Source organism: Streptomyces sp. NPDC044921 (assembly GCF_056432865.1).
On record NZ_JBWKIF010000002.1, the window covers coordinates 503,675 to 527,956 of the forward strand.

Sequence of the window (24,282 nt, forward strand, 5' to 3'; positions counted from 1 at the left end):
GTGCGGGGGGAGGTTCCGGGCCGCCGACGCCGGTGGACTGGAGGGACACCGCCCGCGAACGACCTGGAGGTTTGCCATGCTCGGAGCGCGCAGCCGGCAAGAGTCCCCCGGCGCCCCCATCGGCATCGACCCGTCACGCACCGCCGTAGGCCTGACCCGGGTGACCAAGAAGTACGGCCGCGGACCGGGCGCCGTCGTCGCACTCGACGACCTGAGCACCGGCATCCCGGCCGGCGGCTTCACCGCCGTCATGGGCCCTTCCGGCTCGGGGAAGAGCACCTTCCTGCACTGCGCCGCCGGACTGGACCGGCCGACGTCCGGAACCGTCCAGCTGGGCGGCCAGGATCTCGGCGAGCTGGACGAGAAGCGGCTCACCCGGTTCCGCCGGAGCCGCATCGGGTTCGTCTTCCAGGCCTTCAACCTGCTGCCGTCGCTCACCGTGGAGCAGAACATCACCCTGCCGCTGCGGCTGGCCGGAGCGGGAACCGGCCACGACTCGGTCCGCGGGGTCACCGCCGCGGTCGGACTCGAGGGGCTGCTCGGCCGGCGCCCCGCGGAACTGTCCGGCGGACAGCAGCAGCGGGTCGCCATCGCCCGCGCCCTCATCACCGGCCCCGAAGTGATCTTCGCGGACGAGCCGACCGGGGCACTCGACCCGGACACGGCCGAGGACGTCCTCGCCCTGCTGCGGCGGGCGGTCACCGACCTGCACCAGACCGTCGTGATGGTCACGCACGACCCCGCCGCCGCCCAGTACACCGACCAGGTCCTCTTCCTCGCCGGCGGGCGCCTGGTGCGGCGCGCGGACTCGCCGTCCGCCGCCGAGGTCAAGAGCGTCATGACGGAGCTGCGGAGGACCCGCTGATGCTGCGCATCGCCCTGGCCACCCTGCGCGCCCGCGGCGGGGCCTTCGCCGCCACGTTCGCCGCGCTCCTGCTCGGCGCGGCCGTGATCAGCGCCTGCGGTGTGCTCCTGGAATCCGGGCTGCGCTCCGCCCTGCCGCCCGAACGGTACGAGAAGGCACCGCTGATCGTCGCCGGCCGGCAGTCCGTCGACCTCGACGTGAAGTCCGCCGACGGATCCGACTACCGCAGCTCCCAGCCGCTGCTCGAACGGCCCCGGCTCGACGTCTCCCTGGCCCGCGACCTCGCCGCGGTCGACGGTGTCGCCTCCGTGGTGCCCGACCGGCGCGTCGCGGTCCGTCTGCTCGACGCAGACCGCGCCGTCACCGGGGCCAACGGGGCCGTGCCGCAGGCGCACACCTGGTCGAGCCGCGTCCTGGGGGGTTTCCGCCTCACCGAGGGGCACGCCCCACGGGGCACCCGGCAGGTGGTCCTGGACAGCCGTCTCGCGGCCCGGGCGGGGCTGCGGACCGGCGACAGCGTACGGCTCATGACCTCGTCCACCCCGCTCACCTTCGAGGTCACCGGGCTGGTGGCCCTCGACCGGGACCGCACGCCCCGGCAAGCGGTGCTCTACGTCTCCGGGGCCGCGATGCAGCGGCTGGCTCCCCGCTCCGGCGCGTCCGCCGACGCCTTCGGCGTGTTCCCCACGCCCGGCACTCCGCCCTCGGAGGTGGCGCGCGCCCTGGAACGGGTGCTGGCCGGGCACCACGCGGCCGTGTACACGGGTGACGCACGCGGTGAGGCGGAGTTCACCGACATCGCCGTCGGCGCGGCCAACCTCGTGCAACTGTCCACCGCCATCGGCGGCAACGTCCTGCTCGTGGCCGTGTTCGTGCTGTGCGCCACGACCTCCCTCGCCGTGCGCCACCGGCACCGCGAACTGGCCCTGCTGCGCGCGATCGGCACCACCCCCGGGCAGCTGTACCGCATGATCACCGCGGAGTCGGCGGTGGCCGGCCTGGTGGCGGGCGTGCTCGGCTGCCCCCTCGGCGCCGGAGTCGTGTACTGGCTGAGCGGGCAGTTCGCCGGGCGCGGACTGGTACCGCCGGACTTCCGGCCGGCCGTCGGCCCGCTGCCGTTCCTCGCGGCCGTCGGCGCCACCGTCCTGACCGCGGTGATCGCGGCCCTCGTCGCGGCCCGGCGGGCGGCACGCGTGCACCCGACGGAGGCCCTGCGCGAGGCCGCCGCCGAGCCCGCCCGCCTCGGCCGGGGCCGTCTGATCACCGGCGGTGTCCTGCTCGCCCTGGCCGTGTCCGTACTGGGCCTCGGCCTCGGCTACCGCACCGACTTCCTCACCCTGGTCGGCCTGGCCAACTCCCTCGTCCTGCTCCTCGTCATCGCCGCCGCGGTCCTCGGGCCCCTGGTCGCCCGCGCCGCCGTGGACCTCCTCGCCCCGCTGCTGCTCCGCACGGGTGTCACCGGCTGGCTCGCGGCGGTCAACTCCCGCGCCCGTGCCGCCCGGACGGCGGCCGCGGTGACCCCTCTCGTCCTGGCCGTGTCCTTCGCCGCGACGGTCGTGTTCACCCAGACCACCCAACTGGACACGGCCGCCGAGGAGATCCGCTCCGGCACGGTCGCCGATCACGTGCTCAGCGCTCCCGCCGGCCTGTCGCCGGACCTCGCGCGCCGGGCCGCGGAGCTGCCGGGCGTGACGGCCGCCACCGGCGTGGTCCGCTCCAAGGCGGTCGGCGTGGGCTCGCTCCTCGGCACGCAGGAGACCGTCTCCCTGACCGCGCAGGGCCTTCAGCCGTCGGCCCTGTCCGCCACCGTCGACCTGGACGAACAGAAGGGCGACCTCTCCGCCCTGGCACCGGACACGGTGGCCCTCAGCACCACGGCGGCCTCGTGGCTGGGGCTGGACGTCGGCGACCGGGCACGGCTGTACCTGGGGGACGGCGCGCCCTTCACCGGCGAGGTGATCGCCGTGTACGGCAGGGGACTCGGCTTCGCCGACCTCACCTTCGACCACGACCTGCTCCTGGCCCACACCACCGCCCAAGTGGACCAGTCGGTCCTGATCCGCTCGGCGTCCGGCGCGGCCGCGGCCACCGGACGTGAACTCTCCGCCCTGGCAGCGGCCTATCCGGGCACCGCGCTGAGCGGGGCACTGGCGGCCGACGCCCAGGTCGAGGAACAGCGGGCGACGGCCTGGGTGAACTACGTGGTGGTCGCTGTGATCATCGCCTACACGGCGCTGACCGTCCTCAACACGCAGGCGATGAACACCGCGAGCCGCCGCCGCGAGTTCGCGCTGCTGCGGCTGACCGGCAGCAGCCGTGCGCAGGTGCTGTCCATGGTGCGGCGCGAGAGCCTCACGGTGGTCGCCGTCGGTGCGGGCCTGGGCACCCTGCTGTCCGTTCCGCCGCTGGTCCTGATCGCGCTGGCGCTGACCGGCGGCCCGTGGCCGACGGTGCCGCCGGTGGGCTGGCTCGCGATCGTCGGATCGACGGCACTGCTGACGGTGGCGGGCGCGATGCTGCCCACCCGGCTGCTGCTCCGGGTCCGTCCGGTGGACGCCATCGGGATGAAGGAGTGACGAGCGCGCCGCCGCGGAGGGGCGACACCGGGGTCAGTCGACGGGAGCGAGGAACTCGGCCGGGCGCAGCGGACGCCCGACGATGCGGGTGTCGCCCATCCAGCCGTAGAAACCCTGCCCGAACTTCTCGTCGAACGGGGTGGCACCGAGCACGAAGGGCTTGCCGAGCGTGGCGATGCCGGTCGACGGCTGGGTGGGGTTGCGGGCGATCCTGGAGCCGTCCACGTACACGACGGTGCGGCGGGCGTCGTTGACGACGGCGATGTGCGTCCAGCGCCCGACCGGGATCGCATGGCTCCACGAAGTCGGGTCGGCGTCCTGCCGCTCCGGGTAGACCACGAACTGGAGGAAGCGCTCCGGGGAGACGTTGAGGCTGCACGTGGGCTCCAGCGGGGACCAGCCGGTGGTCTTGCCCGCGTCACCGCTGCGGCCCTGCCAGCTGAGGATGCCCATCCACGCGTGGTCGCCCTCGAACGGCTCGGGCAGCCGCACGAACGTCTCGATGGTGTAGCCGCGCAGGAACTTCTCGCTGTTGAGACGGGCGCGGGGCCCGGTGGTGAGGACGGCCGCGCGGTCGGGGTTCTTGCCTCCGCCGAAGCGGAGACTGGCGTGCGCGGGCTGCCCGGGGTGGTGATCGGCCGAGACGGTGAGCAACTGCGGGTCCCCCGCGTGCGGCCGGCTGACGGTGAGGTCGTTGCCGTTGCCGGACAGGTCACGTACGACGGTGCCGTCCGGGACGGGCACGCCCGCCGCCGGCAGGGCCGCTCCGGAGGCATCGAACCGCCAGTAGGCGAGCGTGCCACGCGGCATGACGGCGGACGCCGGCCGCGGCTTGGGCGCGGCGGGGGGCGCGAAGCGCCGGAAGCGGTCGGCGAAGTCGATGTCCAGGCTGAACCGGTCCACGGGACCGGTCAGTTCGAGCGTCTCGGCCTCCAGCGGGGTGCGGTCGGCCGCCTCGCGTCCCAGGAACCACGGGGAGAACGTCTCCACGTCGATGACACCGCGTACGAGGTCGAAGCCGTAGAGGCGGATCATGCCCGCGCCGCCGTAGTACCGGTCCTGGTAGTTGGCGATGTGCAGGTGGACATCGTTGTCGAAGTCGTTGGCCAGGATGGTGCGGCCGGGCGGCCAGTAGTGCCCTCCGAGCGCCAGGAAGATCTGGTCGTTGCCCCGGATGAGCTCGTTCCACATGCGGGAGCCGTGGTCCGACAGATGCGCCGTGCCGTCGTCCTCGGCCCACACCAGGTCGTGGGTGGTCAGAATGGCGGGGAGGCGGCGGTGCTCGTCGAGGATGCCCTGGGCCCAGCGCAGGCCGGCGTCGGACACCCGCCAGTCCAGGGCGAGGACCAGCCACTGCCGGCCGGCCGCGCGCAGGACGTGGTAGCTGTTGTAGCCGTCGGGGGAGGCGCCGCCGAAGGTGGGCGCTGACGCGAACCGGTGCGGTCCGAAGGCCTGCAGGTAGGGGGTGTCGCCCCGCTGGTCGTCGCCGGAGGCGATGTCGTGGTTCCCGGCCAGGACGCTGTACGGCAGGCGACCGTCGATCAGGCGGAAGGCGCGCGCCGCGAGTTCGATCTCCTCGCGGGTGCCGTGCTCGGTGATGTCGCCCAGGTGCGTCATGAAGGCCAGGTTGGCGTCCCCGCGCCGATCCACCAGGTACCGGAACGTGGCCCGCAGCGGCTCCGGGTCGGCGCTGTCGGCGTCGAACAGGTACTGCGTGTCGGGCAGTACGGCGAGGGCGAACCGCGGCGAGAGGGGGTCGAAGCGACCCGGGCGCGCCGCGTCGGCGGCGGCGTGCGCGGGCACGGCGCCGGCGGCCGACACGGTGGTGCTCACGGCGCCGGCGGCGGGCATCGCCACGGCGGCCTGCAGCAGGCTGCGTCTGTGGGGTCGAGGGGAATCGGCGGGAGTCATGCCGCGCTCCTTGTCGCAGGTGGTGACCGGTCCGCGGACACTGTCTCCCGCTGCCGTGACGGGGCCGGGACGGTCAACTGAACGCGTCCCGAACAAGGAAGGCGCCGGACACGGGACCGAGGGCACCCGCGCCGACGGGCGCGTCCGACGCGTGGCCCTCGCCGCTGTGCCGGGCGTCGCGGTGACGGCCGACGGTGGCCGGCCGCACCGCACCGCCCGGCCGCACCGAAGGCCGCGGCCGGGCAGTCCCCTCGTCGGCCCTAGTCGGCGGTCACCTCCCGGAAGCGGCCGGCCCAGTACGCCGTGCGGTCCAGATAGGCCGTCTGCGCCGCTTCTCCCGTCTGCCCGTAGGCACCGCTGTGCGTCCGGTAGCCGTGGCCGGCGGGCGGGGAGGAGTCGGCCGGTTCGATGGAACTCCCCTCGTGCCACTCGTTGAACGAGGTCACCGACACCCAGGTCGGGGACCCACCGACCGCCGGATCCAGGGCGTTGGACCACTGCCGGTCGTACGCCGCGCCGTCGGCGCGCTCCACGGTGGGCGTGGCATCGCCCGGCACCGCCCGGTCGTCGAGGTAGCCCGGCGCGACGGACGGGGCCCAGATCAGCCCATGGGCCCGGGCGTGGTCACCGGCCTGCTTCCAGCCGGGTGCCGTGGCACCCGCGATGCCGTCCGCGATGCCGTCGTAGGTGTACATGCCGGAGAAGTGCGCGATCCGCGTGGTGTCCGTGGTCTGGGCGAGGACGATGTCCGTGCCGGTCACCCGGTCCAGCGCCGCCCAGTCGGCGATGTCGAGGCTCTGGAAGACGGAAGAACACGCCCTTGCCCCCGTGGTCCGCCGAGCGGTGGAACGCCGGGTGGTCACCGTGGGTGCTGTTGAGGTACGCGATGTCGGCGGCCGTCGACGCCCCGGTGCGGCCCGGATACGGTTCCAGGTGCCAGGCCACCTCGATGCCGTGCTCCCGGGCCGCGTCGAGCACGCCCCGTGCCAGCCGGTTTGCCGGCCGCGACGCCGCGCACGCCGGCGCTGCGGAAGGGGCCAAGGTCACAGCATCATATCGGGCGTTTCGGGCTTCGATCTTCACGGAAGGCTCACAAGTTGGCTAAGTTGGCCACTGCGTGCACGACTTCCATCGATCGACAGGCGAGTTCGTGCACTCCTGGACGGAAGGAGCGCGCTTGCCCATGGCGTCGGAACGAATCTCGCGCCCGCCGATGGCCGGCTGCGCGGCCCAGGTCGACTTCCGTGCCGCGGAGGTCCCCACCGCCGTGGCGCGGCCGGCGCGGTCTGGTGGTGCCCGCGTTGGCGACTGAGATCGAGGGGCCGAGCCCCGAGGAGGTCCGGCGGTACGTCGACAGCCTCTACGACCGGGCCGAGAACGACACGGGCACCTTCAACGCCACCCGCGCAGCCGCCGCCATTCCGCGCCAGCGCGGCACGGTGGCCCGCGGCCGGTCCCAGGAGGAGGCGGAGCCGGCGATCGGAACCCTGGCCCGCCAGTGGTTCGACGCCGCCCGGGCCAAACTCGGCACCACGGTGTCGGCGTCGCAGCCGGAGAGGCGGTCACCGGTCCGTCCCGACCGGCCGCCCCGGCCGGCGGACCCCGTGCGCCCGGTGGAACGCGCCCCGGAGTCCCTCGCCCTCGAAGCGGCCAAGGCGCCCGCCGGTGGCCTTCGGGAGCTGACCGGGGGACCGGGACAGACGCCGCCCACCGGTTCCCTGCCCCAACTCCCGGGACCGCGCGCAGAGTCGACCGTGGCAGGGGAGGCCCGGCGGGACGAGGGCGAGTGGCGCACCGGCGCGCAGCCGGTTCTGGGCGGTGACGACGCGACGGCGTGGCCGCTGTACGAGCCCGTGTCGGCGTCCGTCCCGGAGCCCGGCGCGCTGCCCGGCGCGCGGCCGGCCGTGGCGCCGCCCGTCGCCCCGGACCTCGGGGCGGGTACCTACCGGGCGGAGTTCCCGGCAAGCGCGGCGGAGACGTTCGGGGACCTTCCCCCGACCGTCGCGACAGCGCCGTACGCCACCGCCGCGCCGGCCGATCCCACCGCTTACCGCCCCTCCGGTCCGTCGGCCGACGCACTCGGACCCACCGCGGCCCATGACGCCGTCCTGCCGGACATCTCCGTGTCCGCCTTCGCGGCCCCCGCCCCGGCGGTACCGTCCGAGCCGGCCACCATGCCCACGCCCTTCGCGCCGCCCGAGCCGGACATCATGCCCGCGCCCGTCCCACTGCCTGAGACGGCCATCATGCCCGCGCCTCTCGCGCCGCCCGAGCCGGCCGGCATGGCGGTCCCCGCCGTCCCGCCCGGGCCGGTGGCCGTGCCCGCCTCCGCCGCACCGGCGGTGACCGGTGGCTCCTGGCCCGCGCCGGACGCCGGTCACCGTACCCAGGCCGAGCGGGTGATCGCCTTCGCGCGGGCACAGATCGGCCGGCCCTGTGTCTGGGGCGCGGTCGGGCCGGGATCGTACGACGGGCCCGGGCTCGCCCAGGCGGCGTGGAGGACCGCCGGTGTCACGCTGCCCCGTACGGTCCGGGCCCAGTGGGAGGCGGGCGTGCAGGTCTCGCTCGCCGACGTCCGGATCGGGGACCTGGTCTTCTTCCGCGACGCCAACGACGCCGACGATGCCAACGACGCCCTCGGCCACGTCGGCATCTGGAGCGGCGACGGCAGGATGATCCACGCCCCGGGGCCGGGCGCGCTCATCCGCGAGGAGTCGGTCTTCTTCGCCGGCCAGTCGGCGATCAAGGGGGCGGTCCGTCCGGCCTGACGCGGTCCCTTCGTGCCGCCGGCCGCGGATGCGCACCCGCATCCGCGGATCGGCCTGCGTCCGCATCGTGTTGCCGATGCGATGCCGAAGGGACGGCATGTGCTGGGCTCCGGCCCTGTTGATCCGAGTGCCGCCGGGCCCGCGCCGGTCCGGCAGCGCCCGTGGCACGCCTACCGGGGCGGGCGTCCGTCCCTCACCGCACTGAGCGGCGCCGGGACGCCGCGACCAGGTCCGTGACCGTCGCGAGTTTGCCGCGTGGTCTGCCGTCGCGTCCGCCGCGCAGACGCTCGGCCCGGTCGATCGCCGCGAGGCCGCGGGCCTCCACGAGATGCGGAGCGCGGCGCCGCGCCAGACGCGGGAAGGCCCTCGCCGGGTGGGCGGGCGGAGTGAGCACCCCTTCGACGGCGTCGGCCAGCAGACTGGTCACGGTTTCGGCGGCGCACGCCCGGTTGGCGCCGATGCCTCCCGACGACCCCCGTTTGATCCACCCCACGACGTAGGCGCCGGGCACCCCGGCCACCCGGCCCTTGTCGTGGGGGACGGTTCCGGTCTCCTCGTCGAAGGGCAGTCCCGGCACCGGCGTTCCCCGGTAGCCGATGGCCCGGAACACCGCGGTGGCGGACAGCACCGCGTCGCCGCTCGCCCCGGTGACGCGCACGGCCCGCACCCGGGCGTCGTCGTCCCCGACGAGCTCCGTGGGCGCGGAGTGGAAGCGCAGCACGATACGGCGGCCCGCAGCGGGCGGCTGCGACCAGTCGACCTTCTCGCGCCGCACCCCCCGCAGGACGGCGGCGGGCCCCTGCGGTCCGGCCGTGTCGATGGCGCCGCCGACGCGCGGGTCGTGGTCGTCGACGACCAGGTCCACCCCCGGCAGGTGGGTGAGGGCGAGCAGTTCCGGCCGGGTGCAGGCGGCGTTCTCCGGGCCCCGGCGGCCCAGGACCACGACCTCGCGGACGGCGGAGTCGCGCAGGGCGCGCAGCGCGTGATCGGCGATGTCGGTACCGGCGAGCCGCTCCGGGTCGGTGACCAGGAGGCGGGCGACGTCGAGGGCGACGTTGCCGTTGCCCACCACGACCACGCGCTCGGCGGACAGGTCGACCGCGTCGGGGGCGACATCGGGATGGGCGTTGTACCAGGCCACGAATGTCGCGGCGGACACACTGCCCGCCAGGTCCTCCCCGGGCACGCCCAGACGCCGGTCGCCCGACGCTCCCACCGCGTACACGACGGCGTCGTGGTGCGCGGCGATCTCCTGCGCCGACACCTGTGCGCCGACCTCCAGCCCCAGCAGCATCCGCACCCGGGGATGACTGTGGAAGCGGGCGAAGGCGTCACCGATCTTCTTGGTCGCGGGGTGGTCGGGGGCGACTCCGTACCGCACGAGGCCGCCCGTGACCGGCAGCCGGTCCACGAGGGTGACCTCGGCGTTGGTGTGCAGGAGCAGGTCCTGGGCGGTGTACATCCCGGCCGGTCCCGTGCCCACGACGGCTATGCGCAGGGGGCGGAAGTCGGCCGGCAGGGCCCGGTCGAACACCGGCCGGTCCCACGCGTGGAAGTTCGGGCTGTCCTCGGCGGCCTCGGGGGCCGGGGTGCCGGCGAAGTAGGCGGCGTTGATCTCGGCGTACGCCTTCTGCGGGCCGGTCAGCCGGTCCACGGGGACGATGGCGTCCACCGGGCACGCGTCCGCGCACGCGCCGCAGTCGATGCAGGCCCTGGGGTCCACGTGGAGCATCTCGGTGCTGCCGAACGCCCGTTCCTGGGGTGTCGGGTGGATGCAGTTGACGGGGCAGACGGCGACACAGGTGGCGTCGGCGCAGCAGGTCTGGGTGATGGCGTAGGTCATGGGGGTCCGCTCTGTTCGAACAGCGCTGCCGGTGGGCCGGTCAGATCAGGTGGGCACGCTGGTAGAACGCCAGGGCCGGCTTCGTGAGCAGCCCGGCCGAGGCCAGGAACTCCATCAGGCCGGCGCAGCTGGAGCGCATCATCGCCTTGTGGTGCTCGTTGGCGCGTGCCTCGGCCAGCGCACGCTCGGGGTCCAGTCCGGCGTTGGCGTACACGGACTTGTTCACCATGCTGGTCACGATGACGTAGGCGGCCACGGCTATCACGAACGCGTGGATGTGCCGGCGGACCCGCCCCGCCTTCGCCAGGTGCCGCCGCGTCTCCTCGCGGGCGAACTTCATGTGGCGCGACTCCTCGACCACATGGATGTTGTTGATGGTCCTGACGAACGGCACGACCCGCTCGTCGCGCATCCAGTCGCGCTGCATGACGTCGAGGACCTCCTCGGCGACGAGGATGGCCGCGTAGGCGGCCTCGCCGAACGCCAAGGTCTTGAAGGCGCGGCCCAGTTCGAGCGCCACGCGGGGCGGGCGGTAGGCCGGCGCCTGCAGCTTCCTGGCGCCGCGCGCGAACATGATCGAGTGCCGGCACTCGTCCGCGATCTCGGTGAGGGCCCACTGGACCCTCTCGTCGGTCGGGTTCTTGGCGTAGACGTCCCGGAGGATCAGCTGCTGGAGGATCATCTCGAACCAGATGCCGGTGCTGGCCACGGAGGCGGCTTCCTGCCGCGTCAGCTCCTTGCGCTGCGCCTCGGTCAGCTCGTTCCAGTACGAGGTCCCGTACAGGGTGCTCCATTCCGGGCTGGCGCCGTGGAAGTCCTTGTCCAGCGGGGTCTCCCAGTCGACCTCCGTCAGGGGGTCGTAGGAGAGTGTCGCGGCCGAATCGAGCAGTCGGCCGGCGACCTCACCGGCCTGGGTGTCGTGCTCGGCGCCCGGCCGGGCCGTGCTGCTTGCCATGCTCCCAACTCCTCAGTCTCGAGTGACGGTCCGTCCCCGTCCGTGGCGCATGCGATCACGAGGCTCCGGCGGCGTCGTCGGCGCCCCGGGCTCTTGTTAGACGGAATGTATAACAAGGGGGCGCGCTGAGCCTACCCCCGAGTAAGGAGGAGGGCGCCCGGGTCTTCCGCGGGTGTTCCGCGGGCACGTCGTTGTCAGTGGCGGGTGCGATGCTGCCCGCATGGACTGGGCGGAGATCATGCGGGGCCGGGTGTACGGCGCCGACCACGACGACGCCGGGCCCCGGCCGGACCGTGTCTACGCGGAACTGGTCGGCGGCCCGCTGGACGGGCTGTTGCTGGACGTCACCGGGCGCCCCGAGCGGGAGCTGCGGGAGGGGGTGGCCCTGCGTACGGAGATAGGGGCGCACGGCCCGGGTGGCCGGGCGCGGTACGCGCTCCGTTCGGCCGACGGCCGCCGCCTGGACTGGCGGGGCGACAGTCCCTGACCGGGCCGCTCGGACCCGCGGGCCCCGCCCGTCCGGGCGCGACGGGCGGGGCTGGTTGCGGAGGCGGTCAGCTGGTCGGGAAGTCGTCGGGGGTGCGGATCTGGTCCCTGATCCACGCCCCGGCCGGCTTCAGCTGCGCCGTGCCGGTCCAGGGTCCGTCGGCGCGGCACGTGCCGGGCTTGAACACGGCCCCGGAGCGCTCGTCGTCGGAGAAGTTCCAGTTGACCCAGCTGATCTTCTTCGCCGCCATCAGGTCGAGGTAGCGCTTGGCCATGGCGAAGTCGTTCTCGCCCTCACCGGCGGAGTTCTGCGTGCCGAACTCGGTCACGAACACGGGCAGCTTGTCGGCGGCTCGCGACAGGGTCTCGAGGTACTCCTCGCGGTGCGAGGACGCGTAGAAGTGGAACGTGTACAGGATGTTGGAGGCGTTGACGGGGCTGGCCGTGATCTCGCTCTCGTTGCTGCCGTCGGAGACGCCGAGTGAGGACCAGGCGCGGGTGCCGACGAGGACGGGGGTCTCGGGATCGTGCTGCCGGATCACGGGGATCAGCTGTTCCGCGTAGGACTTGATCCTCGCCCAGCTCACGCCGTTGGGTTCGTTGGCGATCTCGTACAGCAGGTTGGTCTTGCTCCCGTGGCGCTGGGCGATCTCGGTGAAGAAGGTCCTGGCGCGGGACAGGTTGTAGTGGGGGTCGCCCGGGGTGAGCTGGTGCCAGTCCACGATCACGTAGAGACCGCGCGCGGTGGCCTGTTCGACCAGGCTGTGCACCAGGTCGGTGAAGCGCCGGGGGTCGGTTTCGTAGCCGCCCTCCTGCACGTAGGTGGACACCCGCAGGACGTCGGCGTTCCAGTCCTTGGCCAGGGCGTCCAGTGATCCGCTGGTGAGGCACTGGCTGTACCACTGGGTGCCGTGGCTGCTCATGCCGCGGAGCTGTACGGGCCTGCCGTACTGGTTGCACAGCCTGGTTCCGCACACCCGCAGCTGTCCGTTGACGGCGGCGGGTGTGTCACCGGCCGGCCCGCCGGGGGCGTCCAGGGAGACGTGGTCGACGTTCGGCCCGCCGTGGGCGGTCGTGGCGGTCGCTCTGATGGTGTTCGCCCCGGCCTTGAGGTTCACGTTGAGCGTGGTGGTGCTCCAGTTGGCCCACGCGCCCGTGCCCTGGAAGGCTCGGCCGGCGGCTGCCACCCCGTTCACCGCGATGTCCATCGGGCGGTTGGTGGCGGTGCCGTTGGCGAACCGCAGGGTGAGGGCGGCCGGTCCGGCCTGCGTCGCGTTGACGGTCCACTGAACATAACTGCCCTGGACGTTCTCGTAGTTGACGAAGCCGTGCCCGGTGAAGCCGGGGTGGTTCGACTCGACCGCACCACGGGAGACGGTGGCGGATTCCGCTTCGTGCACGGTGGCGGCGCGGGGTGGGGCGGAGGCCGGGGCCGCTTGTTCCGCCGAGACGGCGGCGGTGGCGGGGAGCGCGGTGGCCAGGGCGAGGGCCAGTGCCACGGCGGTGCCGGTGCCGCGCGGGGCGGGAGGGGACGAGCGTAGCCAACTCATGGTCAGACTCACTCCATCGGGAGGGGGGTGGGGATCCCGCGGCCGCGGAAAGCAGGGGGGGACGACCGCGTTCCACTGGAAGGAAACGTTCCTAATGATTCCAGAAGTAGCGCAGGTTCAGCGTGCCGGGCAAGAGGCGGGAGCCGCTGTCATGTGCACGTACCGCGCGCCCCGGTGCGGTGCGGTGTCTTACCGCGGGTCGCCGCGGAGCGGCCCCGTGCCGCCCGTGCCGCCCGTGCCGCCCGTGCCGCCCGGGACGCCGGGGGTGCAAGCGGCGGCCGGCTGGGTACCTGCGTCCGGCGGCCCGTCGACGGCGGGTGCCTGAACGGTGCGAGTGTGCGGAATGGGGACGACGAGGTGGGATTGCGCGAGGTGGGGGACGCCCGGGTCCTTCGAGGCTGCGCCCGGATCCTGGCGGGCCGTTACCGTCTGGACGCCCTGATCGGTTCGGGCGGCGCTGCCGATGTGTACCGCGGTCTCGACCTGCGGTTGCGGCGCCCGGTCGCGGTCAAGCTCTTCCGCGCCGGAACCGGCTTCGACACGGAGGACGCCTTCCGGAGCGAGACCGTGATCCTGGCGCGGCTGCAGCACCCGGGACTGGTGACCGCGTACGACGCCGGGCACCACGACGGTGACGCCTTCCTCGTCATGCAGCTGATCGACGGGCCCACGCTGAAATCCCGCATCGCCGAGGCACCCCTGTCGTGCGAAGCCACGGCCGCGCTGGGCGCCGCGCTGGCCGATGCCCTGGCGCACGCCCACGAGGCGGGGATCGTCCACCGGGACGTCAAACCGTCCAACATCATCCTCGACTCCTCCGGCCGCCCCCACCTGACGGACTTCGGCATCTCCCGGCTGCTGGACGCGACCACCCGCACCGCCACCGGCACCCTGACCGGCACGGCGGCCTATCTCTCGCCCGAGCAGGTGCTGGGCCGTCCGGTCGGCCGGCCCGCGGACATCTACGCCCTGGGCCTGGTCCTCCTCGAAAGTCTCACCGGCCGGCTCGAATACGACGGCGGCCCCCTGGAGTCCGCCATCGCGCGCCTGCACCGGAGCCCCGCCCTCCCTGACGTCCTGCCCGACGGCTTCGCCACCCTGCTGCGGGACATGACCAGTCTGGAAGAACACGAGCGCCCCACGGCGTGCGACTGCGCCCAGGCCCTGACCCGTCTCGCCGGCGCGACCACGGCAGTCCCCGCCGCGTCCGGTGCCCGGCCCGTGCTCGGCGTCATCACCCCCGCGGGCGCGGACCACGTCGGCACCACGCACCGGAGGTCGTCGTCCGCCGTGCAAGCGCCCTGGGCCACGGACGCCTCGGCAGCCGTCCCCCGGCGGGCTCCTCGCTCCCCCTCCTTCCGAGGCCGTCTCCGCGTGCAGGGAGCGGCAGCCGCCCTGGCGGCGTTCGCCGCCGCCGGTCTCCTGGCGACCGACGGCTCGTCACGTCACGACGCGGCGGACGGAGCAGCCCCGGAAGCGGCCCCCACCGCCCCTGATCCGTCGGCCCCCGCCACACCGTCGGACACTCCGGCGCGCAACGACGACACCCCCTCGGCATCGGCGGCCCCTCCCTCGCGCGGCCCCTCCGTGCCCGCCCGGCGGGACGGCGAACCCGCCCCGCGGCGCACGGAGCCCGCCACCCGTCCCGACGCCACGTCCCACCCCTCGACGCACAACGCGGCCAACGCCAACGCCCACGCCCACGCCCACGCGGCGGGCAAGGGCCGGAAGAAGACCGGCAGCCACCCGCCGGGTGAGGCGCGGAAGGCCCAGTCGGGCAAGAAGGCAGCGCACGCCAGGTAAGGACGGGGCGCGCTCGCCGACTCCCGCAACGGCCTGACCGGTTCCACCGAGTGCGACCCGCGGCGCGTCCGCAGGCTCCGGGGAACGCTCCCGGAATCCCGCAGTCTGGGCGGAGTCCGGCACGCCGCTGCGGTCGGGGCGGTCACAGCGCACCGCGCACAGTGACCGCTCCCTGCCACACGAGGTCCCGCCCGCGTCGGCAGAGCCGTGTGATGCGCGGACGGCGGCTTGTGACGATGATGGGGAGGTGGTCGAGAGAAGTGGCAGGCGGGGGGAGGCGCCGGGTGCAGCGGCGCGCGGAACGGTGGCCGCGGCGGACACCGCGGCGGGGGCGGGGAACGAGCCGGCGGCCCAACCGGCAGGACCGGCCACCGGGGTGGGCGGGGGGAGCGCCGCCGCGCACCGGCCGGTGACCGGCACCACGCTCCTGGGCCGGCAGGCCGAGGTCGCCCAGGTCCTCGGCCTCGTCGAGGAAGGACGTACCGAACAGCGGATGCTGCTCCTGCTCGGCGACGCGGGCACGGGCAAGTCCAGACTGTTGGCGGCCGCCGCCGATCACGCACGGGGCAGCGGCATGCTGGTCCTGGCGTCCCAGGGCATCGAGGCCGAGTCGCGCCAGTCCTTCGCGTCCCTGCACCAGTTGCTGCTCCCCGTCCTCGCCGATGCCGCCGCGCTGCCCGGCCACCTGCGCACGGCCCTGGAGACCGCGTTCGGCATCGCCGTGGACGAGGGGCCGCCCGACCCCATGCTGCTGCGGACGGCGGTCCTGACGCTGCTGGGCGGCGTCTCCGCCCGGCGGCGCGTGCTGCTGGCCCTCGACGACGCCCAGTACATGGACCGGGACTCGCTCGACGTGCTCGGCTTCGTGATGCGCCGCCTCACGGCCCAGGACGTGACGGTGCTGACGACCGCACGCGGGCACACCGCTCCCGCCGGGCTCCCGTCCGACCTGCCCGCCGTTCTGCTGGGTCCGCTGACCGAACAGGCCGCGGCCGAACTCCTGGACGCCCAGCCGCACGCGCCCACCGGCCGGACCCGCATCGAACTGCTGCGCCAGGCCGGCGGGAACCCGCTGGCCATCATCGAACTGTGCCGCGCGGCCGGAACGGGCGGCGCGGGCGTCCTGCCCGGTGGCGGACTGCCGCGCACCGAGCGCATCCAGGAGCTGTACGCCGCCCGGCTGCGCGCCCTGCCGGAGACGGCCCAGCGGCTGATCCTGTACGCCGCGGCCTCGCAGGGCGAGGACCTCGCCACCGTCATGACCGCGGCGGGCGCCCGGTCCGACCTGTCGGCGTGGGCCCCCGCCGAGGAGATCGGCCTCGTGGCCGTCATGGACGGGCAGGTCCACTTCCGGCACCCGCTGGTCCGCGCGGGGGCCTATCACGCGGCGCCGGCCCACGTGCGGCAGCGGGCACACCGGGATCTGGCGGCCGCCCTCACCGCCGACCCGGCCCGCCGCGCCTGGCACCTGGCGGCAGCGTGCGTCGGCCAGGACGAGTCCGTGGCGGCGGCCCTGGAGGACACCGCCGAACTCGCCGAGCGGCGCGGCGGCTTCTACGCGGCGGGCCAGGCGTTGCAACGCGCCGCGGAGTGCAGCCCGGCGACGGCCGACCGGGCGCGCCGGTACACCAAGGCGCTGAGGGCCGCCCAGAACATCGGCGACCCCGTGTGGGTGTCGGAGCTGTACGACCACGTCACCTCGCTCACCGAGGACCGGGACCTGCTCGGGATGGCGGCCTGCGGAGCCGGGATGGGCCTGTCCCTGTTCGGGCACCAGCGGCAGGCGTTCCGGGTGGTGATGAGGGCACTGGAGCCGGATCCGCCCGCCAACGCCATGACCGTGGTCGCTCTGACCAGCATCCTCGCGGCGATCGGCTACCAGTCGGGCCTGCCCGAGATCAGGCGCCCGGTCACGGCCGTGCTGGCGGGCGCGACGGCCGGCGACCACGAGACGCCCTACGCCGAACTGGCGACGCGCGACAGCTCCGACGCCGTGCGGGCCGCCTCCCTGGCCGGGGCCGACCCCACCCGGGCACCCGAACTGCTGCGGCGCGTCCGGCCCGAGCCGGCGGTGCGGCAACCGGCGGCCGACCTCGCCGAGATGACACGGCTGCTGGGGCTGGGCGGGGTCTCCTGGTACGCCGACGAGTCCGACCTGTGCATCGAGGCGCACCGGCAGGGATACGCCATGCTCAGTGCCTTCGGCGCCATGGGCTCGGCGGCACCCTCACTCGCCGCGGTGGGCGCTGCGCTCATCGACACCGGCCGCTGGGCGGAGGCCGACGAGCACCTCGACAGGTCCGCCGCGTTGGCGGCCGTGCACAAGTGGGCGCATCTGCAGAGCGACGTCGAAGCTCTGCGGGCGACACTGAGGGCCCTGCGCGGCGAGAGCGCCGTCAGCCCGGCCGGCTCCGCCTGGACGGCCGTCGGCCTGGAGGAGAACCGCGCGACCCACGCCCGCCTCCTGCGGGCCGCGGGCACCGCCGCCGCGGCGGCCGGGGACTTCGACGGCGCCTTCCGGCACTTCCGCTCGCTCTTCACCGAGGACGGCACACCGCTGCACTACTACCTGTCCCCCCGGTCGGTCGCGGACCTCGCCGCCGCCGCCCAGCGGACGGGCCGGGAGCGGGAGGCCGCGCCCGTCGTCGCGGCCGTGCGCGCCGCGGTGGGACCGCGGCCGACGACGCGGATGACGCTGCTGCTGCACCACGCCGCCGCGCTGACCGGGGCGCTCAAGGACGCCGAGCACCATTTCCGGCTGGCCACGGTCAATCCGGTGGGCGACCAGTGGCCCCTGGCGCGGGCACAGGCCAGGCTGCACTACGCGCAGTGGCTGCGCAGGCGGCGGCGCCCGCTGGACGCCCGTCCGCTCCTGGCCACGGCACTGGAGTCGTTCACCCGGCTCGGCGCGGTGGTCCTCGCGGACGAGGCGCGGGTGGAGCTGCGGGCCAGCGGCGTGACCACCGGCACCACCCCCGCCCAGACCGACCCACTGGCCGAACTCACCGCCCAGCAACAGGAGATCGTACGACTGGCGGCGCGAGGGCTGCGCAACCGCGAGATAGCCGAGCAGCTGCTGCTGTCCCCCCGCACGGTCAGCTCCCACCTCTACCACGTGTACCCGAAGCTCGGCGTCAGCAGCCGCAACCAGCTGCGCGGTCTCTTGGAGGACCTATGAGCCCGGCACGAGGAGCAGTAGGGTGGCGGCACTTCCGCGGCGCGGCCTGGTACGCCGTGGCCATCGGCGTGAGGTCATGGTGCGACCGCCCGTGACCGTGCAGGGAGTGGCGTGAACCCCGATCCCCCCACGGACGACGGCGGACGCGATGCTCGCGCCGTCGTCCTCGACCCTCTCGTCCAGCGGCTCGTCGACGCCTCCGCCGCGCCGCCGTACCTGCACCAGCTGGGTCCGGCCGACGGGCGTCAGGCGCTGCTGGAGATGCAGGGCCGGGCCCTCGACGACTTCGCCGTGGACGCCGAGTTCAGCGTGGCGCCCGTCGGCCCCTGCGGGCTGGTCGGCTTCTGGCTGTTCCGCCCGGCGCGGACGCCCGGGCCCCTGCCCGTGGTGATGTACCTGCACGGCGGCCGGTGGATGCTCGGTGACGCCCGGACCCACGCGCGGATGATCGGCGAGCTGGTGTCCCTGAGCGGCGCCGCGTTCGTGGTGCCCGAGTACACCCGCACGCCGGAGGCGCGCTACCCGGTCGCCCTGGAGGAGTCGTACGCGCTGCTGACCTGGCTGACCGGGCAGGCCGCCGAACTGGGCCTGGACGGCCGCAGGCTCGCGGTGGCCGGCGACTGCGCCGGTGCGACCGTCGCCACGGCCCTCACCCTGCTGGCCAAGCAGCGCGGCGGCCCCCGCCTGCGCGCGCAGTTGCTCTACTACCCGCTGACCGATCCGGACTGCGACACCGTGTCGGCGGAACAGTTCGAGGTCGGCTACCTCCTGACGCGGGCCGCCGTCGCGTGGTACTGGCGGCAGTACACCGCCGACGAGCGTGAGCTGGCCGAGCCCACGGCCGCACCGCTGCGAGCCACCCCCGAGGACCTCGCGGGGCTGCCTGCCGCCCTCGTCGTGTCGGCGGAGGCGGACGTCGTACGGGACGAGGGCGAGCACTACGCCCGCCTGCTGCGCGAGGCCGGCGTGCCGGTGACCGCCGTACGCTACCTGGGCACTGTGCACGACTTCGTCTGCCTGGACCCCCTGCGGGACAGCCCGCCCACCCGGGCCGCGATCCGGCAGGGCGGCCACTTCCTCGCGGACGCGCTGGCCGCCCGGTCCTGAAGCCCGGCCGCGCGCACGGCGGAGGCGGCGACGACTCGCCCCACGGAAATGGACCGTCAACTTACTGATGCCCCGGAAGGAAGCGCTTGCCAGGCTGGAGGCGTCCCGCTGTCCCGCGTGCCGCTGTGGAGTAGCCCATATGACCAGCCCGACCCCGCCGCCCGGGGGCATCACGATCGTCCCCGCCGTGCCGGAGGAGGACGACGAGAGGTTCCTGCACCTGGCCATGATCGTCCGTACCTCGGCGGCCACCACCCGGGAAGGGGACAAGGCCGTCCTGCAGCAGAGGGACCTCGTCTTCTGCGATCCGGCCCGGCGCGACGCCCCGCAGTTCGGCGACGACTGCGACGTGACGGTCTTCCGCATAGCCCGGTGCTACCTCGGGGTGTCCGCACCGGACCTGGACCGTGTCGTGGGGGCGACCGTGCCCGGCCGCGGGTACCCGGGCGGGCTGGTGTCCGACTTCCTCCAAGCGCTCGCCACCGAGGCACGCTCCCCGAGGCCGCTGATCGGCGACCGGCTCGCCCGCAGCGCCCTGGATCTCGTCGCCGTCCTCGTCATGGAACTTTCGGAGACGGAAACCGCGCGGCAGGCGTCGCGCGCGGAGAGGGCGGGCAACGAGATGCTGTCCCGGATCCGCGCCTACATCGACCGGCGGCTGATGGAGCCGGACCTGTCACCGGGGTCCATCGCGCGTGCCCACCACATCTCGGTCCGCTACCTGCACCAGCTGTTCCACAACGACGGCACCACGGTGGGCCAGTGGGTACGGCGGCGGAGGCTCGACTCCTGCCGGCGCGAACTGAGCCGTGCCCACGGCCGCAGGGTCACCGTGGCCGCCGTCGCGAACCGCTGGGGCTTCAGCAGCGCGGCCCACTTCAGCCGCACCTTCCGGGAGGCGTACGGCATGACCCCCAGCCAGTGGCAGGCCCGGGCGACGACGGGCGCGGCCTCACCGGCCGCCCACTGAAGACCCCCCGAGCCGCGCGGCCCCGAGCCGGACCCACCGCGGCAGGTACGCGTGAACGGCCAGGGGTTTGGCCGCGTCGGGGGGTCGGTGACCTGTCGGAGCTCCGCCGGGACCCGTCAGGCGATGGATGCGGAGATGACGGCGGAGACGGCGAGGTTGCAGGAGGCGGTGACCCATACCGCGGGGTGGGGCTCCGTCTCGACCAGCGTCGCGCCCAGACGGCCCGGCGTGATCAGATCCACCACCAGGAACGCCACGGCCATCATCACCAGCCCGAGCAGCCCGAAGGCCGCGGTGGAGACCAGTCCCTTGCCGAAGTCCTCGTAGGTCGTCCAGATGGACGTGAACACGATGCCACCGATGCCGAGCAGGGCGGAGCTGACGACGACGGCGGCGTTGCGGTTGCGCTGCTCCCAGATCTGCCGGCCGAGCTTTCCGGGCGTCAGCACGTCGACCAGGACGATGCCGAGGACGAGCAGGACCAGACCCAGGCCGCCGTACGCCGTGGCCCGTCCGAGTCCGTTGACGATGTCGCTCATGGGGGTGCCGACTCCGTGGTGTCAGTGATCGTGAGTGATCGCGGTCAAGGAGAGGCAAAGGTAGCGCACCTGTTCGGCCGGCTGACCGGCACCCGGGCCGGCGGCCGCCGCCGCCCGTGTCGTGGGGCAACTCGACGACCACACCGGCTCACAGAACCTCGAACCCCCACGGCTCGAACAGCCGCAAGCCGAGCGGGCCAGGCCGGCCGTCGGCGTCGCCGTCGGCACGGACGTGGCCCGCTCGGTGGTGGTGGCGCCGGTCAGGCGGTGTGCAGGGTCAGCCCGTAACGGCTGAGGATCTCGTTGATGGGCTGGTGCCACGTCTGGCCACCGCCGGCGCAGTTGCCCCAGCCGCCGGAGGTGACGCCCTGCGCCTGGTCACCGCTGATGAAGGAGCCACCGGAGTCTCCGGGCTCGGCGCAGACACTCGTCTTGGTCATCTGGTGGACCGCGCCCTGGCTGTAGTTCACCGTCTCGTTCTTCGCCAGCACGGTGCCGCAGTGCCAGCGCGTGGTGGAACCGGAGCGGCAGACGGATGCCCCGACGGGTGCTTCGGCGGAACCGCGCACGAGCCGGTCCGGGACCGTGCCCCAGCCGAGTACGACCGGTACGGTCCACCAGCCGCTGCCGACGTTCACCCAGGCGTAGTCGTTGCCCGGGAAGGACGAGCCCTGGAAGTTGCCGACGTAGGACCGGTCCCAGCCGTAGACGGCCGCGCCCTGCGAGCCGCAGTGGCCGGCGGTGACGAAGCCGCCGTGCACGGAGAAGCCTATGGAGCAGCGGACGTTGCCGGTGTAGTAGGGGTCGCCGCCGACCGTGCCGGCGGCGAAGGTACGGGGCGCGGCGGGGGTGTGCCGCACCGTGACGGGTCCGGCCTGGCGGGCTCGGGCGAGGAAGGCCCGGACATCGTTGTCGTCCCGATGAGCGGCGACGACGTTCACGACGACGGTGTTGGCTTTCGCGTCCACGTGCCAGCTGCCGACTCCGTCGGGTGCCGACAGGGCGTCGAGGCGCTTCTTCGTCGCGTCGAGGTGTGCCGCGCTGTGGCGCACCAGGCGCACGTCCGCGCCGGTGGCGCGCACGGCGTCGGCCCGCGCGGCGGTGGTGACGGCGACGGTGAGCCGGCCGCGGTCGGCGTCGAACCAGGAGCCCGCGTAGGCCGGGCCGGCGGCGCCGCGGGCCTTGGGCTCGACGGCTGTCGCGCTCTTCTCCGCGGCCAGGCGGGTTTCCGCCTGGTCCCGGGTGAGCCCGAGGTCGCGCTGCATCGCGGTCAGGAGTCCGGGGGAGGCCGGTGCCTGGGCCGTAGGGGCCGAGGGGGTGGAGGCGTCGGCGGCGGAGGCCGGCAGGGCGCTCGCGGTCGCCCAGGTGCCGAGCAGGAGGGCGGCGGACAGTCCGGTGCGCAGAAGTGTGGTGCGTCTCAAGGGAATGACCCTTCCGTTGTTCCAGCGGGGTGGGGGAGGAACAGCAGTGCTTGAGAGCGCTCTCTTGATGTGTGCGCCAGAGCTTAGCCCCTGATCATGAAAGGGTCTACACCAACGCGGGCCGCATACCGTCGTTTCGGTTCAGCGCTCCTGGAACCGGCCTGTCATAGCTTGCCCATGACGGTTCGTCATCGGAGACTTCCCCTTCGACTCCCGGCCGCGGCGCCGTGGCAGCTCGGGCTCGCGACCAGCCGGGAGGCGGGATGAGCTGATCGGTTGGCTGGTCGGGCCCTGTGGCAGGGGAGGGCCCGTCGGACGGTCGCGGCCTGCGACGGCAGGTGCCCCGCCCGATAGGCTGGCAGCGTGAGGGTGGGCACCGAAGAGACCAGACTCATCGTGCTGCGTGGCAACAGCGCCTCCGGGAAGTCGTCCCTCGCGGCCGGTCTGCGTGAGCGGTTCGGCCGCGGGCTCGCCATCGTCGGCCAGGACAACCTCCGTCGCGTCGTGCTGCGCGAGCGGGACCGGCCCGGCGCCGCGAACATCGGCCTGATCGACCTGACTGCCCGTTACGCCCTCGACGCCGGTTTCCACGTCGTGGTCGAAGGCATCCTCCACGCGGACCGCTACGGCGACATGCTCGCGGCGTTGCGCGCCGACCACCGGGGCCCGACCCACGGCTACTACCTGGACGTGCCCTTCGGTGAGACTCTCGCCCGGCACGCCACCAAGCCGATCGCCGCAGATGTCACGGAGGCGCAGTTGCGCGACTGGTACCGCGTGCGCGATCTCCTGCCCGGCGGAGTCGAGACCGTCATCGGTGCCGACAGCGCCCTGCGCGAGAGCGTGGAGCGCATCATGCTGGAGACGGGTCTGGTCCACTTGCCCGCGATCGACCGCTGAGCCGTCCCGCCCCGCGGAGTACGTCGCTCGGAAGGCATTCCAGGAAGTTGGCCCTTGCCAAGCACTGCGTTGCAGTTTGTTGACGCGCCAATATCAGTCGGTTGGCGTTCAACTAGTGCAGGGGGGATCGGGACCCACCCGAAGCTCCCGCACCCCAACGGACGTTGACTGGAGATTCGTCATGAACAAGCAGCCCCTCATGCCGCGTGTCGCCGTCGTCCTCACCGCCCCCGGTGTCGCCGCCGTCGGCACCTCTTTCCCCGCCCGGGCCGCCGCTCCGCAAACTGCGGCCCTCGCTCCGGTCGGCTCGACGGCTCCCGGGGCCCAGGCCGAACTCTTCCCCGAACTCAACGGCCTGAGGATCAAGGCGGCAAGCGGCACCTGATCCCCAGCTCCGTCACCCACAACGCCCTCTTCGCACCACCGACGAGGTGCGTCTCGTCCTCACCGCCGCGAACATCACCGACGGCGGGCCGCTCACCGCCTACGCCCACCTCGCCCGCAGCACCGACGACACCACCGTCTACCTGGTCTCCAACGGCTCCAAGCGTGAGATCACTCCCGCCGCTCTCGACAGGTTCGGCTTCAACACGGCGGCAGTCCGCACGACTTACCCCTCCGTCCTGGCCGCTCTGCCCGACGCCGCCCCGCTCACCTGATCGGTTTCGCGGTGCGGCCCGCCCACCGGCCCACCGGCCCACCCGGCCACAGGAGTGGCGGCGAGGCGTGCTCCGCGGATGGCGGACGCGGTCGGGCGGCGGTGGCGGCGGAGAGACGGGCCGCCGCCTCACCGATGCCACTGGCGGCGCCGGTCAGGACGATGCTGGAGCCGTTCATGGCACCCCTCCTCACGGGTTGTCGAAACCTCGGGACGCTGCGCCGGACGCGGCATGCCGAGCCGCACACGGCGGTGGTGGCGGCCGGCCGGTCGCCGTCGCATGACGGGGCCGGTCGTCCGCCGCCCGGGGACGGAATCCGCCGTCCCGGCCTACTTGCCCCACTCGGGTCCGCCGTCGGCGCAGGTCTGCCCGCCGTTCACGGGGAGGGCGACCCCGGTGACGAAGGAATCCTTCGTCCAGGAGGTGGGCGGCGATGTTGCGGCCGAAACCGGTCGAGCAGCCGGTCACCAGCCACACCGGCTTCTCCCGGTGCCCGCGTCGGGCGCCGTCCTGCGACGCGACGGGGGCGCGCTTCGGGACGCGGCGCTGCGAACCGGCCGGACCACCGCGTCGCTCCTGCCCCTACGGCGTACAGCGCTTCCTCACGTACCGCACGGGTGCCGGGGTTCCCGCCATTCGGGGAGCGGTGGGGCAGGGGGCCCGGTGGACGTGTGAGGGGTGGGAACGGTGCGGTAGGGACAGCCGGGACATGCGTGGACGGCCGGGAAACCGGCCACACCGGACCCCGCCG

The 24,282-nt window shown here is 73.7% G+C and carries 18 protein-coding genes and 1 pseudogene; 11 read left to right on the top strand and 8 right to left on the bottom strand.

Annotated elements, in window-relative coordinates; genetic code table 11:
- The first annotated feature begins 76 nt into the window (after positions 1-76).
- Together AC07DA_RS04940 and AC07DA_RS04945 are read left to right on the top strand one after the other, a co-directional pair.
- Positions 77-865, top strand: coding sequence for an ABC transporter ATP-binding protein (locus tag AC07DA_RS04940; RefSeq protein WP_479124633.1), 789 nt, complete (start codon positions 77-79; stop codon positions 863-865).
- Positions 865-3,441, top strand: coding sequence for an FtsX-like permease family protein (locus tag AC07DA_RS04945; RefSeq protein WP_479124635.1), 2,577 nt, complete (start codon positions 865-867; stop codon positions 3,439-3,441). The genes AC07DA_RS04940 and AC07DA_RS04945 overlap by 1 nt, the downstream gene beginning before the upstream one ends.
- Positions 3,442-3,474: 33 nt before the next feature.
- Here AC07DA_RS04945 and AC07DA_RS04950 read toward each other — a convergent pair whose 3' ends face one another.
- The 3 genes and pseudogenes from AC07DA_RS04950 to AC07DA_RS04960 form a co-directional block, all read right to left on the bottom strand.
- Complete coding sequence (locus tag AC07DA_RS04950) at positions 3,475-5,352, bottom strand: LamG-like jellyroll fold domain-containing protein (protein WP_479124637.1); 1,878 nt, start codon at positions 5,350-5,352, stop codon at positions 3,475-3,477.
- A gap of 260 nt (positions 5,353-5,612) precedes the next feature.
- A complete protein-coding gene (locus AC07DA_RS04955; RefSeq protein WP_479124639.1) occupies positions 5,613-6,215 on the bottom strand; it encodes a glycoside hydrolase family 71/99 protein in 603 nt (200 codons plus the stop codon).
- Positions 6,216-6,246: 31 nt separating this feature from the next.
- Positions 6,247-6,435 (bottom strand): annotated as a pseudogene (locus tag AC07DA_RS04960) (hypothetical protein); the annotation flags it as partial.
- 218 nt (positions 6,436-6,653) lie between these two features.
- Between AC07DA_RS04960 and AC07DA_RS04965 the strand changes: the two are divergent.
- The gene (locus AC07DA_RS04965; protein ID WP_479124641.1) at positions 6,654-8,120 is read left to right on the top strand and encodes a C40 family peptidase; all 1,467 of its coding nucleotides are present in this window, start codon (positions 6,654-6,656) and stop codon (positions 8,118-8,120) included.
- A gap of 193 nt (positions 8,121-8,313) precedes the next feature.
- Here AC07DA_RS04965 and AC07DA_RS04970 read toward each other — a convergent pair whose 3' ends face one another.
- Positions 8,314-9,963 carry an FAD-dependent oxidoreductase gene (locus tag AC07DA_RS04970; RefSeq protein WP_479124643.1) on the bottom strand — a complete coding sequence of 550 codons (1,650 nt, stop codon included), beginning with the start codon at positions 9,961-9,963 and terminating at the stop codon, positions 8,314-8,316.
- A 40-nt stretch (positions 9,964-10,003) separates the two neighbouring features.
- Positions 10,004-10,918, bottom strand: coding sequence for an AurF N-oxygenase family protein (locus AC07DA_RS04975; protein WP_479124645.1), 915 nt, complete (start codon positions 10,916-10,918; stop codon positions 10,004-10,006).
- A 220-nt stretch (positions 10,919-11,138) separates the two neighbouring features.
- On the opposite strand from AC07DA_RS04975, the gene AC07DA_RS04980 reads away from it, so the two are divergent.
- Complete coding sequence (locus tag AC07DA_RS04980; RefSeq protein WP_479124647.1) at positions 11,139-11,405, top strand: hypothetical protein; 267 nt, start codon at positions 11,139-11,141, stop codon at positions 11,403-11,405.
- Between the two features lie 67 nt (positions 11,406-11,472).
- On the opposite strand, the gene AC07DA_RS04985 is transcribed toward AC07DA_RS04980, so the two are convergent.
- Positions 11,473-12,954: a cellulase family glycosylhydrolase gene (locus AC07DA_RS04985; RefSeq protein WP_479124648.1), complete on the bottom strand. Its 1,482-nt coding sequence runs from the start codon at positions 12,952-12,954 to the stop codon at positions 11,473-11,475.
- 357 nt (positions 12,955-13,311) lie between these two features.
- Between AC07DA_RS04985 and AC07DA_RS04990 the strand changes: the two genes are divergently transcribed.
- The 4 genes from AC07DA_RS04990 to AC07DA_RS05005 all read left to right on the top strand — a co-directional run bounded on the left by AC07DA_RS04990 (position 13,312) and on the right by AC07DA_RS05005 (position 20,012).
- Entirely contained in the window at positions 13,312-14,757 is a 1,446-nt protein-coding gene (locus tag AC07DA_RS04990) for a serine/threonine-protein kinase (protein WP_479124726.1), read from the top strand.
- 376 nt (positions 14,758-15,133) lie between these two features.
- Entirely contained in the window at positions 15,134-17,935 is a 2,802-nt protein-coding gene (locus tag AC07DA_RS04995; protein WP_479124650.1) for an ATP-binding protein, read from the top strand.
- Positions 17,936-18,046: 111 nt separating this feature from the next.
- Positions 18,047-19,042 (top strand): alpha/beta hydrolase, encoded by a 996-nt coding sequence (locus AC07DA_RS05000; protein WP_479124652.1) that lies wholly within the window; start codon positions 18,047-18,049, stop codon positions 19,040-19,042.
- Positions 19,043-19,181: 139 nt separating this feature from the next.
- Positions 19,182-20,012, top strand: a complete 831-nt coding sequence (locus AC07DA_RS05005) for a helix-turn-helix domain-containing protein (protein WP_479124653.1) — start codon at positions 19,182-19,184, stop codon at positions 20,010-20,012.
- Positions 20,013-20,128: 116 nt separating this feature from the next.
- Here AC07DA_RS05005 and AC07DA_RS05010 read toward each other — a convergent pair whose 3' ends face one another.
- Positions 20,129-20,551 carry a DUF350 domain-containing protein gene (locus AC07DA_RS05010; RefSeq protein WP_479124655.1) on the bottom strand — a complete coding sequence of 141 codons (423 nt, stop codon included), beginning with the start codon at positions 20,549-20,551 and terminating at the stop codon, positions 20,129-20,131.
- 260 nt (positions 20,552-20,811) lie between these two features.
- Complete coding sequence (locus AC07DA_RS05015) at positions 20,812-21,972, bottom strand: S1 family peptidase (RefSeq protein ID WP_479124656.1); 1,161 nt, start codon at positions 21,970-21,972, stop codon at positions 20,812-20,814.
- A 369-nt stretch (positions 21,973-22,341) separates the two neighbouring features.
- Here AC07DA_RS05015 and AC07DA_RS05020 point away from each other — a divergent pair, with 369 nt between their 5' ends.
- The 3 genes from AC07DA_RS05020 to AC07DA_RS05030 all read left to right on the top strand — a co-directional run bounded on the left by AC07DA_RS05020 (position 22,342) and on the right by AC07DA_RS05030 (position 23,531).
- A complete protein-coding gene (locus AC07DA_RS05020) occupies positions 22,342-22,872 on the top strand; it encodes an AAA family ATPase (RefSeq protein WP_479124728.1) in 531 nt (176 codons plus the stop codon).
- Between the two features lie 181 nt (positions 22,873-23,053).
- Positions 23,054-23,257: a hypothetical protein gene (locus AC07DA_RS05025; RefSeq protein WP_479124658.1), complete on the top strand. Its 204-nt coding sequence runs from the start codon at positions 23,054-23,056 to the stop codon at positions 23,255-23,257.
- A 46-nt stretch (positions 23,258-23,303) separates the two neighbouring features.
- Complete coding sequence (locus AC07DA_RS05030; protein WP_479124660.1) at positions 23,304-23,531, top strand: hypothetical protein; 228 nt, start codon at positions 23,304-23,306, stop codon at positions 23,529-23,531.
- Positions 23,532-24,282: the final 751 nt, after the last annotated feature.